This is a genomic window from Paenibacillus taihuensis (genome assembly GCF_003386535.1).
Lineage (GTDB): Bacteria > Bacillota > Bacilli > Paenibacillales > Paenibacillaceae > Paenibacillus_Z > Paenibacillus_Z taihuensis.
Window position 1 is genome coordinate 1 of sequence record NZ_QTTN01000008.1, and the last position, 15,343, is coordinate 15,343.

Consider the following 15,343-nt stretch of genomic DNA (forward strand, 5'->3'; position numbering starts at 1 on the left):
ACGGTTTCGAACAAGGGTTACCGCTTCTTAGCGGAGACGATGAGATCTCCTTGGGTCACGTCAACCGACTTTCCCCCGAAACCAGTCCTCCTAACTTCCAGAGCCACTGGTGGTATTGGACCTCCCCTTCTTTTGCAGGGTTATCCGGCTCTGTCAGCCAACTTGGTATGCCGCCTGTTCCGGGTTTTGCCTTCGCATCCTCCGCACCTCTCCTCGCGGACAAAGCACTATGCGTCAGCTATGCACTTCCGCCACCTCGCGGTGTGCTAGAGACTTTCACTCCTTAGTCGATTGCGCTGCCAAGCGCACAAAAGACGCTCCAGCAATTAAGCTGAAGCGCCTCGGGACGCAGAAGTTTACTTCACATTCCGATAGATATCCGTTTTCTTATGAAAGCCATCGGCAATGATCGTAGCATCGATATTGCTCTTATCGACGGCGATCGGCTCGAGGAGAATCGCAGGCACGTCGATTTTCTTGTTAAACACCTTCTTATCGGTGCTCACTTCCTCGCCCCTGGCCATCTTGACCGCGAGCTCAGCAGCCGCTTCCGCCAGCTTTGGGATCGGCTTGTAGACGGTCATCGTCTGCATCCCTTCCACGACCCGCTGTGCCGCGGCAAGCTCGGCATCCATGCCCGAGACCGGAATCTTGCCGGCCAGTTGATGATCCGTAAGTGCGCCGATTACACCGCCAGCGGTTCCGTCATTGGCTGCAATGACCGCGTCAACATGGCCTTGATTCGCTTTTAACGCAACTTCCATATTGGCCATTGCATTAGCCGGAATCCATTCCTTCGTGAACTGGTCGTATACGATCTTGATGTCGCCTTTGTCGACGAGCTGCTTAATGATGTTCATCTGGCCTTGCTTGAACATATGCGCGTTATTGTCCGTATCCGCGCCTTCAATCAACACATAATTGCCCTTCGGCACCTGCTTCACAATCGCCTGCGCCTGCAGCTCCCCCACCTTCTCATTGTCGAAGGAGATGTACAAGTCGACGTCGGAATTCAAGATGAGCCGGTCATAGGAGATGACCTTAATGCCGGCTTGATGCGCCTTCGCCACGATCGCCGCGCAAGCTTCCGCATTATGCGGCACGACGACGAGCACGTCGACGCCGTTTGAGATCATATTCTCCGCTTGGGCAATTTGCTTCGCATCATCGCCGTTCGCGGCTTGCACATCGATCTTCGCGCCTAGCCGCTCCACAGCATCCTTGAACAGATCGCGGTCCTTCACCCACCGCTCCTCTTTGAGCGTATCGATCGATAACCCGATCACAAGCTGGTCATCTCCGGGCGAGCGCTGCTCCTTTGCCTGCTCCTCTTGCTTAAGCGTCTCGCCAATCTTGGCTGTACCATTGCCGGAGCCCGAGTCTAGCATGCAGGATGAGGTAAGCATCAATGCCGCGATGATCGAAGCAGCGCGTAGCATCTTATGAAGTTTCAATTTAGGCTTCACATACACAGCTAATCTCTCCTTAGCTTTGTTTCTTCACGGCCGGCCGCAGCAGCTGCTTCCGGTAATCGGTCGGCGTGCTGCCGACGATCTTCCTGAACACGCGGCTGAAGTAATTCGGATCATTGTAGCCGATCTCGAACGTAATTTCTTTCAAGCTCTTATCGGGATCTTGCATGAGCTGCTTCGCAGTCTCTACACGGCATTCCGTCAAATAATCAATATAGTTCATGCCGAAATATTCCTTGAATAGCTTGCTCACATAGAATGGATTGCGATCCACATGTGCAGCGATTCGCTCCAGCGATAGATCCTCATGCGCGTGTTCTCTTATATAACGCTTGAGCGTCAGCAGGAGATCGGACTCCATCTCGCCTTCCAGTGCCGCTGCCGCCCCAGCTAATCGGTTGAAGATGCCCCGCGTGTCCCCTTTCAGCTGCACAAAGCTAGCCGCTTGGTTCGGGTAATACGGCTTATCAACCCCGACGCCCATCTCATGCAGCATCCGCGTTACGATGATCAGCACCTCGAAAATACGCTGCTGCGCCATGCCAATCTGCTCGCCTGCGCCTTCGTAGGCATCGATCATCTGCAGCGCTTGGTCAGAAGCCGCTTCCCAGCTGCCGCGACGCACCTCTTCGAGCACGTTCTTCTCCAGCTCCAGCGTCTCAATCCGTGCAGCGGCTCCTTCATGATGAGGCAAATCCTCGTACAAGCGGAATCGTGCAGGAACGTTAAGATCCACAGAAGCAAGAAGCGCCTCATGATACGACTTGCGCATCGCGCCGCCGATATCGATGCACAGTCCGCCAATTCCGGCGAACGGTTCATAGTCGCTATTCCGATGTACTAGCTGGACCAGCTTCTGTCCGATCCCAACCGCGTTATTGCGGTAGGACAGTTCACCGGAGATGAACACGATGATCGGCACTTGCTTGCCGGACAGCTTGCCAATCCAATAATGGATGGAAGCCTCATTAAGCTGCGCGATAATCGTATCGTACAGCTTCTCGAGGTCGCCGTGACTGCCTTCACTCTTCTTCGGCTCCGAGAGGAGCAGGTTGACGACGAAGCCGCCACGTGAGCCCGGCACGCCGAGAAGCTCAATATTTTCGCTCAAATGTACAGATTGTACATCATCGAATAACAGCTGTGACACGATGTCTGCTTCAACGATCGGCAGCATCTTCCGCAGCTTTTCCGACTCCAATCGTTGACGCTCCTGCTCTTTGCGCTCTGCAAGAATATCTTCAACGACTTTGCCGATCGTCTCCAGGATGACCGCTTTCTTGCTTGGCTTAAGCAGATAATCGCTCACGCCGAGCTGCAGCGCTTGTCTCGCAAATTCAAATGTATCAAACGCCGTCACCATAATAAACTTCGTGCGAATGCCTGCTGCCTTGATGCCTTGAATTGCTTCAAGACCGCTTAATCCTGGCATCTTGATATCCATCGTAATGAGGTCCGGAAGCAGCCGTTCAGCCTGTTCGATCGCTTCTCTGCCATTCGAAGCTTGTCCAACAACTTCGACTTCCGCGAGTCCCTCTGTAATAATCTTTTGCAGCGCGATGCGCTCAATCGGCTCATCGTCTACTATTAATACGCGTATCATCGCTTGTTCCCCCTCGGAAGCTTGAGCGTAATGCATGTTCCTTCACCGATTACCGACTCAATGGCAATAATATCGTCTACGCCATAGAACAATTGTAGCCGGTGCAGAACATTGCGAATGCCGATGCCTGTGGAATGGCCTTTGTAGGCAGAGGTGTCGGCATCTGACAACAGCTTCTCGATTTGCTCCTCGCTCATCCCTTGTCCCGTATCTTCCACCTGGACGATGACATTCTCCTCGTCCTGCATGATGCGAAGCGTGAGCGTGCCGCCATCCTCAGACGGCTCAATGGCATAAATAAATACGTTCTCCGCCAGCGGCTGCAGAATCAGAATCGGCACTTCAATGTTCAGCGCCGCCTCGTCAATCTCGCGTACGACGCGCAGCCTGTCATCGAACCGAGCCTTCTGAATCGTCAAATATTCTTCCAGCACGTTCACTTCATCGCGCAGCGACACACGGCTATCCATTCTGCGCAAGTTGTAACGCAGCATGCCCGCAACAGAGCTGATCAGTTCACTCGTCTTATCGGCACCGGCGAGAAAAGCTTCCTTCGAAAGCATATTCAGCGTGTTGAACAGAAAATGCGGGTTAATCTGGCTTTGCAAGCTCTTCAATTCACTTTCCTTCAGCATCAGCTTATGCTTGTGCAGATCATACTCCAGCTGCGCTTTGCTCTGAATTTCATCGAATAGATTCCCGATATTCAGCCGCATGTTATCGAGTGTTCTCGCAAGAAACGCCATATCATCGTTATTGCTGATCTCAATCGGCTTCTGGAAGTTGCCTCGCGACAGCTCTCTTGCCGACTGCGTCAGCTTCAGAATCGGCTGCGTAACGCTGTTGACGAACCGGAACGAGAACAGCAAGAGAAGGAGCGATACAAGGGCGAGCGTCCAGAATCCCATGCGGAACAACTCGTTGCTGCGCTTGATGATTATGCGATAAAAGGTGTCGTATGTCTTCTGTTCGCCGCTGATCAGCGCCAGCGTCGTCTCTGAAATGTACTTCGATATGTTCGATGCCTCGTCGAATTTCTTCGCTACAGAATCTTCGTCGTTATCCTTCTGGAACCGAACGACGAGGTCCATCGCTTCCGATTGGCTCTCAATCATATTCTGAAAATTGTCCAGCTGCATCTCGTTGTTCGGATTGCGCAGCCAACTCAGCTCAGATTTCGTGTGATGCAGCGTAATATTCGCATCCTCATAGAGCTTAAGGTTCGATTCCGTCGGCGTAATCCGATAGTTATTCAAGGAAGTCAGCGTCTGCTGGCTTTGCTGTGAAGCCTGATTCATGAGCAAGTAGCGCTGCAGGATTTGGTTGTACTGCTCAACCGTCTTCTGATTGAACGCGCTCATGGACAGCCAGATCAGCGCCATAATGATCCAGATGAGAATGGATAGAAGCATCATTTTACTACGAATCGTCTTCATGAGCTATTCGCCGCCTCCTTCATTCGCCGAATCCACGACGCTGATTGGAGTAAAATAGCTGTTATTGAGCGGCAGGTGATCGCTGTCCAGCCAACGCTGAACGAGATCGACGCTCATTTTGCCCATTTCCTCATAGTGCTGCGACAGACCGGATTCAACGATTCGGTCCTGAATCAGCTTCATGGTCTGCGGGGAATCGTCGAACATAAACACTTCATAATCGCTTGTCCGCGAACGGGTAACCCCAGCTTGAATGATACTTCTGCCGGACTCTGTCGGGAGTCCAATGAACGCCTTCGCATCCGGATAATGATTGAGGATATCGAAGGTTTGCGTATTCGCAGGCGCGTTCTCATTGTCCTTGGAAGCAGTCACGAGCTTAATGCCCGGATAACTCTTCAGCGCTTCGTGCAGACCTTGCTGCCGCAGCTTGTCCGTATCCGACGCCTCCATATTTGTAATAACGCCGATCGTACCTTGCCCGTTAAGCTTCAGCGCGATATGACGCCCCATCATAATGCCTTCTTGATAATGATCGGAGCCGACATATGACTTGCGCAGGCTGCCCGGCGAATCCGAATTGATGGTGACGACTGGAATGCCGCTGTACGTCGCCTTATTGACAATTTGGACAAAATCCGGCCGGTCAACGCCTTCAATGATGATGCCGTCGACTTTGGAAGCGATTGCAATATCGACCTGCTTAATGAGCTCTTCCACATTCGAGCGGTAAACGCCCCAGAATTCGATCGCCATGCCGTGCTTAGCGGCCGCATCCCGCGCACCGCGCTGAATCTCGTTCATCATATAACTGCCCTGCTCCTGCGATATGATCACGATGTGAGCTTTGGACGTGGTCATTACAGGCTCCGGATTGCTGGACATGCCAAGATCATTCGAATAGAGCGTAAACATGGAATATAGTGTTACGGCCAGTGCGGCCAAGCTTACGCCAATAATAGAAAAGAAAATAGACTTCTTCATGTAGGCTCCCTTTAGCAGCAGCTGATTTTTGGTCACGTTATTCTATCATGTTTATAGTCTTTCGAAAATGGTTATAAAATATGTTCGCATTTCGTCGCGCCGCACACTGGAAACATGTTCTAGCCGATACAGTTACTGTGTTAAAATAAGGACATCTTTGTTGACCTCGTGTCAATTTCAGGAAGGTGTATCGATGAGAAGAGAAGAAATAGCGGCACTGATTGAGAAGCGTGAAGAAGGCCGGGCCAAACAGGATCAGGCGATGTTAAGTGAAGTACGAGCGCAATTATTGGCCTTATTAGCTCATTATCCGGATGATGCAGAAATCAACTATCAAACCGGCATTGCACATGATAATACCGGCCTTGGCAAGGAAGCGATTCCTTTCTATGAGAAGGCGCTTAGCCTCGGCTTATCCGGCGCAGACCGAGAACGATGCTTAATGGGGCTAGGCAGTACATATCGGTATTGGGGACAATATGATAAAGCGGTAGCGACACTTCGTACAGGTCGAGAAGAGTTTCCTGAGAACCGGGCGATACAAGTGTTCCTCGCAATGGCGCTTTACAATAGTGATAGCTACAAAGAAAGCGTGCAGCTGCTCATACAGAATTTGATGGAGACCACCAGCGATGAGAAGCTCCATTATTTCAGACGCGGTATATTGGCTTACAATGAGGATTTGGATGAGACTGCACGTTAGTTCGAGCAGTTTCATCGCAGGCGTGCGACTCCTCTCGATTGGATTCGTTATTTACTTTAATTATAAACTACAAAATTTGCATTTACGATCGGACATGTTAAAATATTGGAGGTACTTCCGTACCAAAATCTACTAACCCTTTGGAGGCGTGATCGTTATGGCAATCAGTGCATACCTCAATTTCCCAGGCAACACACGCGAAGCAGTCGAGTACTACGCTGAAGTGTTCAATGTTGAAGTTACAAACCTGGCTACTTTCGACAGCGTGCCAGCGCATCCGGACTACCCGCTTCCTCCAGGAACTGAAAAACATATTATGCATGCTCGCATCCATGCTTATGGCAGCGACCTCATGTTCTCTGATACATTCCCTGGCATGCCGCTTACAATGGGCAACAACATTACGCTTGCACTCATCATCAACGATGCTGAAGAGCTTACGCGTGTATACAACCGCATCAGCGGAGATGGCACGGCAACAATGCCGCTGCAAGAAACGTTTTGGAGCAAGCTCTATGGACAAGCGACAGATAAATTCGGCATTCTGTGGCAGTTCAACATGGAAGTTTAAGCTAAGCTTTGTAACAGGACTAGCCAATTGGCTAGTCCTTTTTTATAATGCCGGACATGCGCACAAGTCTCTTCTCTCATAGATTCATATCGTAGAGCAAAGTGTTTAGGAGGATGAGAGATGGGCAGAAAACAACGGTGTTCCTGCAAAAAAGTAGTCAACATCTACAACATTTCGATTCACTACGGCAATAAAATCAATAATCGTATCAAAATCATTCAAAAGGCCGAAAGCGGCGGCATGATCAACCGTCACGTCGGATTCGCAGCTACCCAAGGCGGACAAAACGCGGCTTACCACAGCAGAAACGAACAAATAGGTGAGCGGAATCCACAACCGACCAGCAGCGTCTGGTTCAACAAACAGCTGACAAGGCGGGTGCGGACGAAGAAGCGTTAATATTAGAAAGATTCGTGAACAGCGCCCCGATTTGGGGCGCTTTTTTATCCCATAAATACAAAAAAAAGCCGCGATTTAACGCGGCAGATATCTATCCAACGATTCCCCATTTGCGGATAATTTCTAGGGCTATCTCGTTCGGCGACTTATTCTCCGTATCTACGACTACATGCTCCAATTTCTTGACGGCGAGCTCCTCAGCGAGCTGGGTTGAGCGTTGGAGGTGCCAATTCAACGAATCGATACTCTTCTCCCTGCCGCGAATCCGAGCATGATTGACGTCAAGTGATGCAACGAGACGAACGATAAATATATCAGCTCCAGGCACTGCTCTGCGAATCTTGTTCAGATCCTCATTGCTTTCCATAACACTAGGAATGATCAGACATTTCGCTCCAAACGAGCGATAGTTGCTCCAGACGCTAGCTAGATTTTGAAATCCAAGCTCCTTGTTGAACGGATCATCCTCTGGCGGAGGGAATCCACGCCTTACATGATCAAGATCGACTACCGCATGCAGATGAGCATGGTCATATTCCAGAACTTCCGATATGGCATTTGCGGTGCTCGACTTTCCGATGCCAACCGGGCCAATGATATTTAATACAGGAACTTGCGTGTTCATAGCATCCACTCCTGAAATCATCTTATCTATCCCTTATGAGGAATAAGCGCATCCAGCAATTCCTGCCTATACTGATTCGCTATTGGGTCATATACGCCGAAGCCCGAGCAAAATTCCCAATATGCCCAGCTGAAGCCGCGCTTCTCCGCTGCCTCTCGCACAAAGGTGGTCCAACGTGCTCTCGAAGGCATATCGGCCTTGCTGTATACGCCGAATTCACCAAGATAGATCGGTCGATTGTGCTCCTTGGACCAATTGGCCACCTTATCAAATGCTTCGTCAATCGAACGGGGACCTGCAGGATTCGTTTCTGCCGGATTCGCATTATAATCGCGGAACCAATCGGCCACCCACTGCACCTGCTCGGCTTCAGGGAGCGGCTCAACCTTCTGCGCCGGCGGACCTGGCCAAACGACGCCAACCGTTCCGATCTCCGGCCCTGCCCATTCCGCTCCCTGGTGAGTGAAGGGGAAAGGATCGTAATAATGAAACGTAACGATGACGTTGCGTTCAGTATCCGGAATATCGAGCGACACAAGTTCAGCATAGTTGCTCCAGCTGACGGAACCGATAATGACTGTATGCCATTGATCCTCGCTCCGAATGGTATCAAGGGCCTTCTTCAGCAATTTATTCCATTTCGACCAAGTCAGAGAACTGTTTGGTTCATTGAGCAGCTCAAAATACACATTGCCGGGAAGCTCCTTGTAACGTGCCGAGATTTGCTTCCATAACGCCAGAAAACGAGTCTCTTGCTCATCTGGATTCTGATGGATCTCATCGTAATTGTGCATGTCAAGAACGACGTTCAGCCCCTGCTTCAGCGCTTGGTCGATGACCCAATCAATGCGCTCGAAGAACGCAGCGTCAATCGCATAAGGAGCATTCGTGTCCGCGTGTGCCGACCACTTGATCGGAACGCGAACCGATTCGAAGCCAGCGTCCTTGATCGTCTTGAAGTAGCTCTCCTGTAAAGTGACTCCCCATTCCCCTTCAGTCGGCGCCTCAAGCGCATTGCCGAGATTGACGCCCCTCCCAAGCAGTTTGGCTTGCCCAAATACGTCAAGCGGCGCCGACTGCGGGTCGCGTTTGGGCAGCTTCGGGTCCGGCGTAGTCTCGGGCAATGCCGCCGGAGTCGGGTCCGGAGTCGGCGTTTTCTCTTCCTCTTTGCTCGCGGCTGGCGCAACATTCTCTGCCTTGTTCGATTCATTGTTTGATACCTTGTTTGATACCTTGTTCGATACCTTGTTCGATACCTTGTTCGATACCTTGTCAGCTTGATTTTGTGCGTCATCCTTGCAACCCGTTGCCAAAACGAACAAGAGCAGTGAGAGAACGAGCGCAATACTCCATCTATTCAATGTCGCGTCCCCCCTTGATGTAAATTCATTCTACATGTTTTTCTAAAATGAAAATGACTTCCTTTGGGTTGTATTTACGTCTTCGTTCTTCCCTTCGTGCAATCCCGCTTTCATAGTCATCCACTCGGATTCGCTCGATTTGCTCCGAATTAGCACCGATGACGACCAATTCCGTCGGGTTAAATCCATTTTTCAAATAGAAAGCTTCTACTTTGGGATCATCCGCCGAGCCTACACCAATAATTGAATAGCCTTTATTCTTCACCGCAGATTCAAAGCTCCTCAGCATGCCCGTTCCGAGCCCAACTCTAGCATAGTTTTTGGTATGATCCAGATTTACCGCGATCCCATTCAAATTCATGATGGACTCATTTTTCTTAGACGGACTTCCATAGCAAACGCCAACCACTTCACTGCCATCCACCGTTATGAAGTACAAGTCTGGAGCACTCTTTACTCGATTGAGAAAATCCTCAAAGGTCTCTCTGTCCAAATACTCGCACTGAAATGCATGCGCTTGTGCATAATCCATTTCCTCGATTAATCGTATTTCTCTTTTCACCTGGATCCCTCCGTGTTGATATTGACGGAAGCCCGGATGCTTCGCTCGAGCGGCGAATAGCCATCGGATCCTTCTCGCTGCAGCGATATTCTCTCCTTCAGCGGCGACGTCCGGTTGCACATGAATCGGACCTTCCCGCTATGATTCGGAGACGCGGCATGCACGAGGAATGGATGACACAGGATGACGTCACCCGCTTCCCCCGTCGTCTCCAGAACCCGCAGCTGCGTACCGTCTGCTTCGATATATGTCTGCTCCATGAAATAAGCATTTCGCTCCTCTGGGCTCAGCTGTTCGCCGTCCCGTCCCGTCAGCTTGGCGAAATACGGATGCTCGGCATGCAGAGATCGAATGCCTTCCCCAATCTCAACGCCATCCGGGAACTCGGTCAAGTGACGCGCGACCGTCTTGTGCGAGCCTTCGACGACCAATGTACCGCCTCCGTGAGGCGCAATATCCGAGAAGAGGCACAGGCAGAGCAGTCCTTGATCCGGCGAATCCACATAATGGCGGAAATGAATGCCATCCCAGTGCCAGCCGTTCGTCGGCACGAACCAAGGCTCGCCCTTGCCGACGAAGAAATTGACCGGCCACCAGCCCCAGCCAGGCAGCTTGTCGTCGGCCGTCTCGCCGGCGACGAAGCGGTGGATCGTGCGATCCACGCCAGTCAAATCCTCGACGGCATCGGCGAATTTCGGCGAATTGCAGACGTCGAAAGCGGCGCTGCGGTAATTTTCGCGGATGTTGACCATCGGCTCCCGCCACGTCGAGGGATCCTCGCGCACGACGCCGGCCTTCTCCTCCAGCTTGCTCCACAGGAACGACTGCGCTTCCAAAGCCGCTTCACGCGAGAAGGCGCCTTTAATATGCACATAGCCTTTGTCGATGAACTGTTCGATTTGTTCTTCCGTCAACACTCGCAAACTCATGCTCTATCAGCTCCTATGCTAGAATTGGAATCTCAACTTTTCAGTACGTCGGTCTCAGAGCGCTCCTTGCATGGTCTTCGGTTTCGCGTACCATTCCTTCACGATCCGTTCAGCTTTCTTGCCGTAGATATCGAAGCCGACGTTCGAGCCCGCAGCCTCTCGCTCGTAGAGCTTCACGCTCCAATCCCACCAGAAGAAGCCGGCGAACCAAGTCTCCTCCCAGAACACCTTCATGACCGAGCTGTAGAAGTTCGCTTGCTCTTCCTCGCTGAAGGGCAGCTCCGTATGCGTGAAATCCCACGGCATCGTCGCGCAGCCGTGGGCACTGCGGCAGCCGATTTCCATGAAGATGATCGGCTTTTTGAACTTGGCATGGAGTGCTGCCATCTTCTCCCGAACCGGCAGCCAATTCGCGATCATCGCTTCCTCGCCATCGCCTGGCTGCTTCGCGACGGGGTAATAAGCGCTCGTGCCGATATAGTCGACGCTGTCAAACCACTTGATCCGCTCTTCCGAGCCGTGATTGGCATTATAGACGATCGGACCGCTGTAGAGCTCTCGAACGCGATCGATCAAGGCGATCCAATGATCGGCCTTGGATTCGGTCTTCACCATCTCGCAGCCAATGCAGAACATGTCACAGGCAAGCTCCTCGGCAAGCTCCGCGTAATGAGCGAGAAAATTCGTATAAGAGCGGAACCACGCGTCCCAGTATGGTTCGGCTCCCGCTTCCTCCGGAAACCCGATATGCGCCCGCCATATCCCGTCCGCGGAATTGACGACGGGCTTGAGACATACTCTCAGCCCGAGCGCTTTCGCTTCCTTCACGGCGTGCTCGATGTCTCTATCGGTCATCGTGTACCCGTAATCGAAAGGGATATCCGTCGCATACACGTTCGCTTGATGCGTGTAGAAAGATAACGCGATCCATTCGCTTCCCGTCTCCTTGAGCTTGCGGAGCGACTCGGTTGCATACGGCTGCCTGTAAGCGCCGCGCCTGCTGTTCCAGCCGTACGTCATGCCTTTAACGAACATCATTGTCGGACTCTCCTTTGCGCTGTCTTAATCTTGTCGCCATCGTTATTTCCGCGTAATCGTAAACGATAGATCCGTCTCCTTCGATGCAGGCGCTTCCACGACGAGCGAACCGCCCGACGCTTCCGCATTCCCTTCAACGAGCGTCGTACCTGTCCACGGATCGTACCAAGAGACGATATAAGAACCGTCTGCGACGTTCGTCATCTTCAGCGATCTGCCGCCTGCCCCGCCCTTCTCAGCCAAGAGCCAGCCGAACGAAGTTCGCGCTCCCTGCATGACCCAAGCTTGCGATTTCGAGGCTTGATCAACACTGACATTGACGGGAACACGGGGTTCGCGAAAATCAATTTTCGAAGTGAACGCGGCCAAATGGTTCATCTGCACAAACATATCGTCGCTGACATGATCGAAATCCCACCAGACCGGAATCGACGCAAGACCGTTCGTCAGCGACACCCAGATCGCCTGATGGTATTTCTCTGTATCGGTGATATTGCCGGTCTCGCCAATCATCAGCGGTTTCTCATAACTGTCCCAACGTTTGCGAATGTCGCGAGCGTACGCGTCGTAGCCGAAATTATAGTAGTTTTCCCGGTCGGCAATATCGAGCGTGCGATAGGCATAATCCCAGTAGTCCTGCCTGTTCCCGGCCATTGAGCCCATCGTCGGATGACCGTACGGATCATGCGCCTTAAAGTAATCGTGTACTTTCTTTATCCAGGAATCCGTCACTTCGGTCGGATTTTGCGCCCATCCGTCCGTGCCGTTGATCTCGTCGACCAGATCCCAAATGCCGAGCGCGGGGCTATACCCCCAGCGTGCGATGATGTACCGGTAAAGCTGTTCCTGATAGTGCCACATCTTGTCGCTCGCATAGAAATCCTTCGCGGATCCAAGCGCGGAATAGCCGTTCTGCGACCATGTATTCGGCCAGCCCTCCAATAGCTCGGTCAGGGAGTCGTGCGGCCAGATGACGAAGCTCATATGCAGTCCGCGCTTCTCGAACGCCGCGAGCAGATCGTCCACCCGCTGGGCTTTCAGCGGATCGATCTTGTCGACGCCGGCTTCGAACGATTGCAGTTGATTTCTCCCGCCGCCGTTGCCTTCGCCGTCGTAATTGCCGTTCCAGTAGGTAATCAGATTGCCGCCGCTTGCCGCGATTTTGTCCAGGTTCGCGTCCGTGATATTCCACGGATACGCAAGACCGATGCCGTAGAAGGTCGAACCGTCGCGGTATTCCATGTACCGCTTGTTCGTCTGAGACAGCTGAATCCAGCCCCGGCTGTCTCCTGCGGCCACTTCGAATTCGCCTTCGACCTCGATGCTTTTATCCGCGCCGCCATGACCGGCGGCACGGAACCGGTAATGCCACTTCCCCGACTCATCGGGCGTGAATCGAAACTTCCATTTTGATTCGGTCGCGTCATAGAAACCGTTAATGGTCCACGTCTTGCCTGAAGGCGAGGCGAGCGCCATCGTTAAGTCGATCTGATCGGGATCGTACGGATTGTCGTACTCGCCGTCCACGTCGAAAGCAAGCTCGAATTTCTTGTAGAGACCGACATCCGCTGAATTCGCTTTCACGTTGCGGATGAGAGGCGCTTTTCCTGACGATGTTAAAGCCTCCCCGGCCCGAGCGTCTGGCGCAGACCGCGGAGATTCGTTATGGTCGTTGAAAGCCGGAATGAACAGCAGAAGTGCCGCTCCAACCAGCAGGAGTCCTCCAATGGAGACGAAGGCAACCATTCGTTTGCTCATGCCGCACTCCCTTCTGCCGCTGCGGCCTTAGCCGACGACGCCGGAACGCTCGACGCTCTCGACGAAGAAGCGCTGCACGAAGAGGTACATCGCGATCAACGGGGTGATCGCTAGCAGAATCCCCGTATCTACGATCATAGACACTTGGTTCGGGTCCACCTTCACGTTCGTTCCGCTGCCGATGCCCATGATGCCCGGTAAATACTGGTTCACATCGGCAGGCAGCGAGGATACCTTGATCGACATCAAGTCGCTCGCGCTATTGAACAGCGAAGCGTAGAAGATATCGTTATACTGCCAGACGAAAGCAAACAAGATGACGGTAATGAGCGGCGGAACGGCGTTCGGGAGCATGATCGCGAAGAAGGTGCGAATCCCGCCGGCGCCGTCGATGAGCGCCGCCTCTTCGATTTCTCCCGGCATGCCGCGGAAGAACTGCCGGAAAATATAAATGTACAAGCCGGATTTCAAACCATTGGCGAATGCGGCTGTAATCAGCGATGGGCCGTACGTATTTAGCATGTTGATGCCGTCCTTGCCGGTGGTTAGGTGGATGATACCGAGCAAGTCGAACGAGCGGAAATGAATATACATCGGCACCATTAGCGTGCTTGAAGGAATCAAGATGGTCAGCACGACCAGCGTGAACAGGATGTTCTTCCCCTTGAAATTAAACCGGGCGAAGCCATAGCCTGCCAGCGAGCAAGAAGCAGCCTGAAGAAGCGTCGTCGATGCCGCGAAGATGAGCGTGTTCTTGAGCAGCGGCCAGTAATCCAGTACGGCCATCGCATACCGCAGGTTCTCCATCGTGAAATGCACCGGAATCATGTAGATCGTCGGATTGTAGATATCCGTCTTATCCTTAAAGGCGACCGACAGCTGCTGCAGGATCGGATAAAGAATGACGAACGAAATCCCAATGATCAGAATGTAACGGAAAATGAGCCACAGCAGTGATGCCGTCTTGTTGCGCGCCTTTTGCATCCGTATGACGATCACTTCGTCTTGCAAATCGGGAAATTTCAATGCTTTCGCCCTCCTATCCCGTCAATTGTAGTAGAACACTTTCCTAGACACGAGAATGCCGACGATAATGAGCACGACGCTGATAACCGCAGTATAAATCCAGGACATTGCGGCGCTGAGCCCGAAGTTCTGCGCCTGGAACGCCGTGTTGTAGATCGTCGTCGTCACTTGGCTGTTCGTGAACGAGTCGATGATCGTATAAATGATGTTCGTCAGAATTAATGGGCTTACCATCGGAAACGTAATTTTCCAGAACGTCTCGTACGCCGTCGCGCCTTCCATCTTGGCTACCTCGTACATGGAAACGGGAACCGATTGGAGCGCGGCCAGGAAGATCAGAATCTGCACGCCGGAGCTCTTGATGATTTCATAGATCCGCTGCACGGCGCTGATGATGTATTCGATAAACCACATCGGAAGTCCCGCATCGGATAACATGAAGGCGAGCGACAACGGATCGAAGCCGTTCTGCTGCTGCCCCAGCTCCTTCGCCATCTCCGAGCTGCCGGTCAATTGAATGAGGCCTGACGTCTGAGCTGCGGCAATGGCGCCGGATGCCAGGATGACCGGCAGGAAGAAGATCGCGCGCGCGAACGGGCGTCCGACGAACTTGGTGTTGAGCAGCGTCGCCGTAAATAAGCTGAAGAAAAGGATCATCGGCACGTTCCAAGCCATCTCGCTCAAGGACTGCGTCAGAATGCGGTTGAAATTCGGATCGATCGACAACGCGTTCTTGAAGTTATCCCATCCGATGAAGTCGAGCGTATAGCCGCCTCCCGGCGCGATCTTCATGCTGCTGAAGCTGAAATGAACGGATTGTAACAGCGGCGTTGCGAACAAAAACACGAAGCCAAGCAGCCAAGGCATGATGAACAG

Annotated in this window: 15 protein-coding genes; 3 read left to right on the plus strand and 12 right to left on the minus strand. The window is 52.3% G+C overall.

The features are described 5' to 3' along the window. Positions 1-356: 356 nt before the first annotated feature. From xylF to A8990_RS08650, 4 genes are read right to left on the minus strand one after another with little or no spacing between them, the layout of a single operon-like run. Positions 357-1,439 (minus strand): D-xylose ABC transporter substrate-binding protein, encoded by a 1,083-nt coding sequence (gene xylF, locus A8990_RS08635; RefSeq protein WP_425463895.1) that lies wholly within the window; start codon positions 1,437-1,439, stop codon positions 357-359. 46 nt (positions 1,440-1,485) lie between these two features. Next, the gene (locus A8990_RS08640; RefSeq protein WP_181909475.1) at positions 1,486-3,075 is read right to left on the minus strand and encodes a response regulator transcription factor; all 1,590 of its coding nucleotides are present in this window, start codon (positions 3,073-3,075) and stop codon (positions 1,486-1,488) included. After that, entirely contained in the window at positions 3,072-4,511 is a 1,440-nt protein-coding gene (locus tag A8990_RS08645) for a sensor histidine kinase (protein ID WP_116188625.1), read from the minus strand. The genes A8990_RS08640 and A8990_RS08645 overlap by 4 nt, the downstream gene beginning before the upstream one ends. A 3-nt stretch (positions 4,512-4,514) precedes the next feature. Further along, a complete protein-coding gene (locus A8990_RS08650) occupies positions 4,515-5,495 on the minus strand; it encodes a substrate-binding domain-containing protein (RefSeq protein WP_116188626.1) in 981 nt (326 codons plus the stop codon). Between the two features lie 193 nt (positions 5,496-5,688). Here A8990_RS08650 and A8990_RS08655 point away from each other — a divergent pair, with 193 nt between their 5' ends. The 3 genes from A8990_RS08655 (at position 5,689) to A8990_RS08665 (ending at position 7,168) form a co-directional block, all read left to right on the plus strand. Next, positions 5,689-6,198 (plus strand): tetratricopeptide repeat protein, encoded by a 510-nt coding sequence (locus tag A8990_RS08655; protein ID WP_116188627.1) that lies wholly within the window; start codon positions 5,689-5,691, stop codon positions 6,196-6,198. Between the two features lie 157 nt (positions 6,199-6,355). Next, on the plus strand, positions 6,356-6,769 hold the full coding sequence (locus A8990_RS08660) for a VOC family protein (protein ID WP_116188628.1): 414 nt from the start codon (positions 6,356-6,358) through the stop codon (positions 6,767-6,769). Between the two features lie 120 nt (positions 6,770-6,889). Next, entirely contained in the window at positions 6,890-7,168 is a 279-nt protein-coding gene (locus A8990_RS08665) for a hypothetical protein (protein WP_116188629.1), read from the plus strand. Between the two features lie 91 nt (positions 7,169-7,259). Here A8990_RS08665 and A8990_RS08670 read toward each other — a convergent pair whose 3' ends face one another. The 8 genes from A8990_RS08670 to A8990_RS08705 all read right to left on the minus strand — a co-directional run bounded on the left by A8990_RS08670 (position 7,260) and on the right by A8990_RS08705 (position 15,334). After that, the gene (locus A8990_RS08670) at positions 7,260-7,793 is read right to left on the minus strand and encodes a nucleoside/nucleotide kinase family protein (protein WP_116188630.1); all 534 of its coding nucleotides are present in this window, start codon (positions 7,791-7,793) and stop codon (positions 7,260-7,262) included. Between the two features lie 26 nt (positions 7,794-7,819). Beyond that, the gene (locus A8990_RS08675) at positions 7,820-9,154 is read right to left on the minus strand and encodes a glycoside hydrolase family 5 protein (RefSeq protein ID WP_220376796.1); all 1,335 of its coding nucleotides are present in this window, start codon (positions 9,152-9,154) and stop codon (positions 7,820-7,822) included. Between the two features lie 25 nt (positions 9,155-9,179). After that, positions 9,180-9,716: a GNAT family N-acetyltransferase gene (locus A8990_RS08680; protein ID WP_116188631.1), complete on the minus strand. Its 537-nt coding sequence runs from the start codon at positions 9,714-9,716 to the stop codon at positions 9,180-9,182. Beyond that, complete coding sequence (locus tag A8990_RS08685) at positions 9,713-10,645, minus strand: phytanoyl-CoA dioxygenase family protein (protein ID WP_116188632.1); 933 nt, start codon at positions 10,643-10,645, stop codon at positions 9,713-9,715. The genes A8990_RS08680 and A8990_RS08685 overlap by 4 nt, the downstream gene beginning before the upstream one ends. 54 nt (positions 10,646-10,699) lie before the next feature. Then, on the minus strand, positions 10,700-11,683 hold the full coding sequence (locus A8990_RS08690; protein ID WP_425463891.1) for a glycoside hydrolase family 113: 984 nt from the start codon (positions 11,681-11,683) through the stop codon (positions 10,700-10,702). A gap of 42 nt (positions 11,684-11,725) precedes the next feature. Beyond that, positions 11,726-13,441: a DUF5060 domain-containing protein gene (locus A8990_RS08695; protein WP_116188633.1), complete on the minus strand. Its 1,716-nt coding sequence runs from the start codon at positions 13,439-13,441 to the stop codon at positions 11,726-11,728. 27 nt (positions 13,442-13,468) lie between these two features. Further along, positions 13,469-14,425: a carbohydrate ABC transporter permease gene (locus tag A8990_RS08700; RefSeq protein ID WP_116188795.1), complete on the minus strand. Its 957-nt coding sequence runs from the start codon at positions 14,423-14,425 to the stop codon at positions 13,469-13,471. Positions 14,426-14,488: 63 nt separating this feature from the next. After that, positions 14,489-15,334: a carbohydrate ABC transporter permease gene (locus tag A8990_RS08705; RefSeq protein WP_181909485.1), complete on the minus strand. Its 846-nt coding sequence runs from the start codon at positions 15,332-15,334 to the stop codon at positions 14,489-14,491. Between the last annotated feature and the right edge of the window lie 9 nt (positions 15,335-15,343).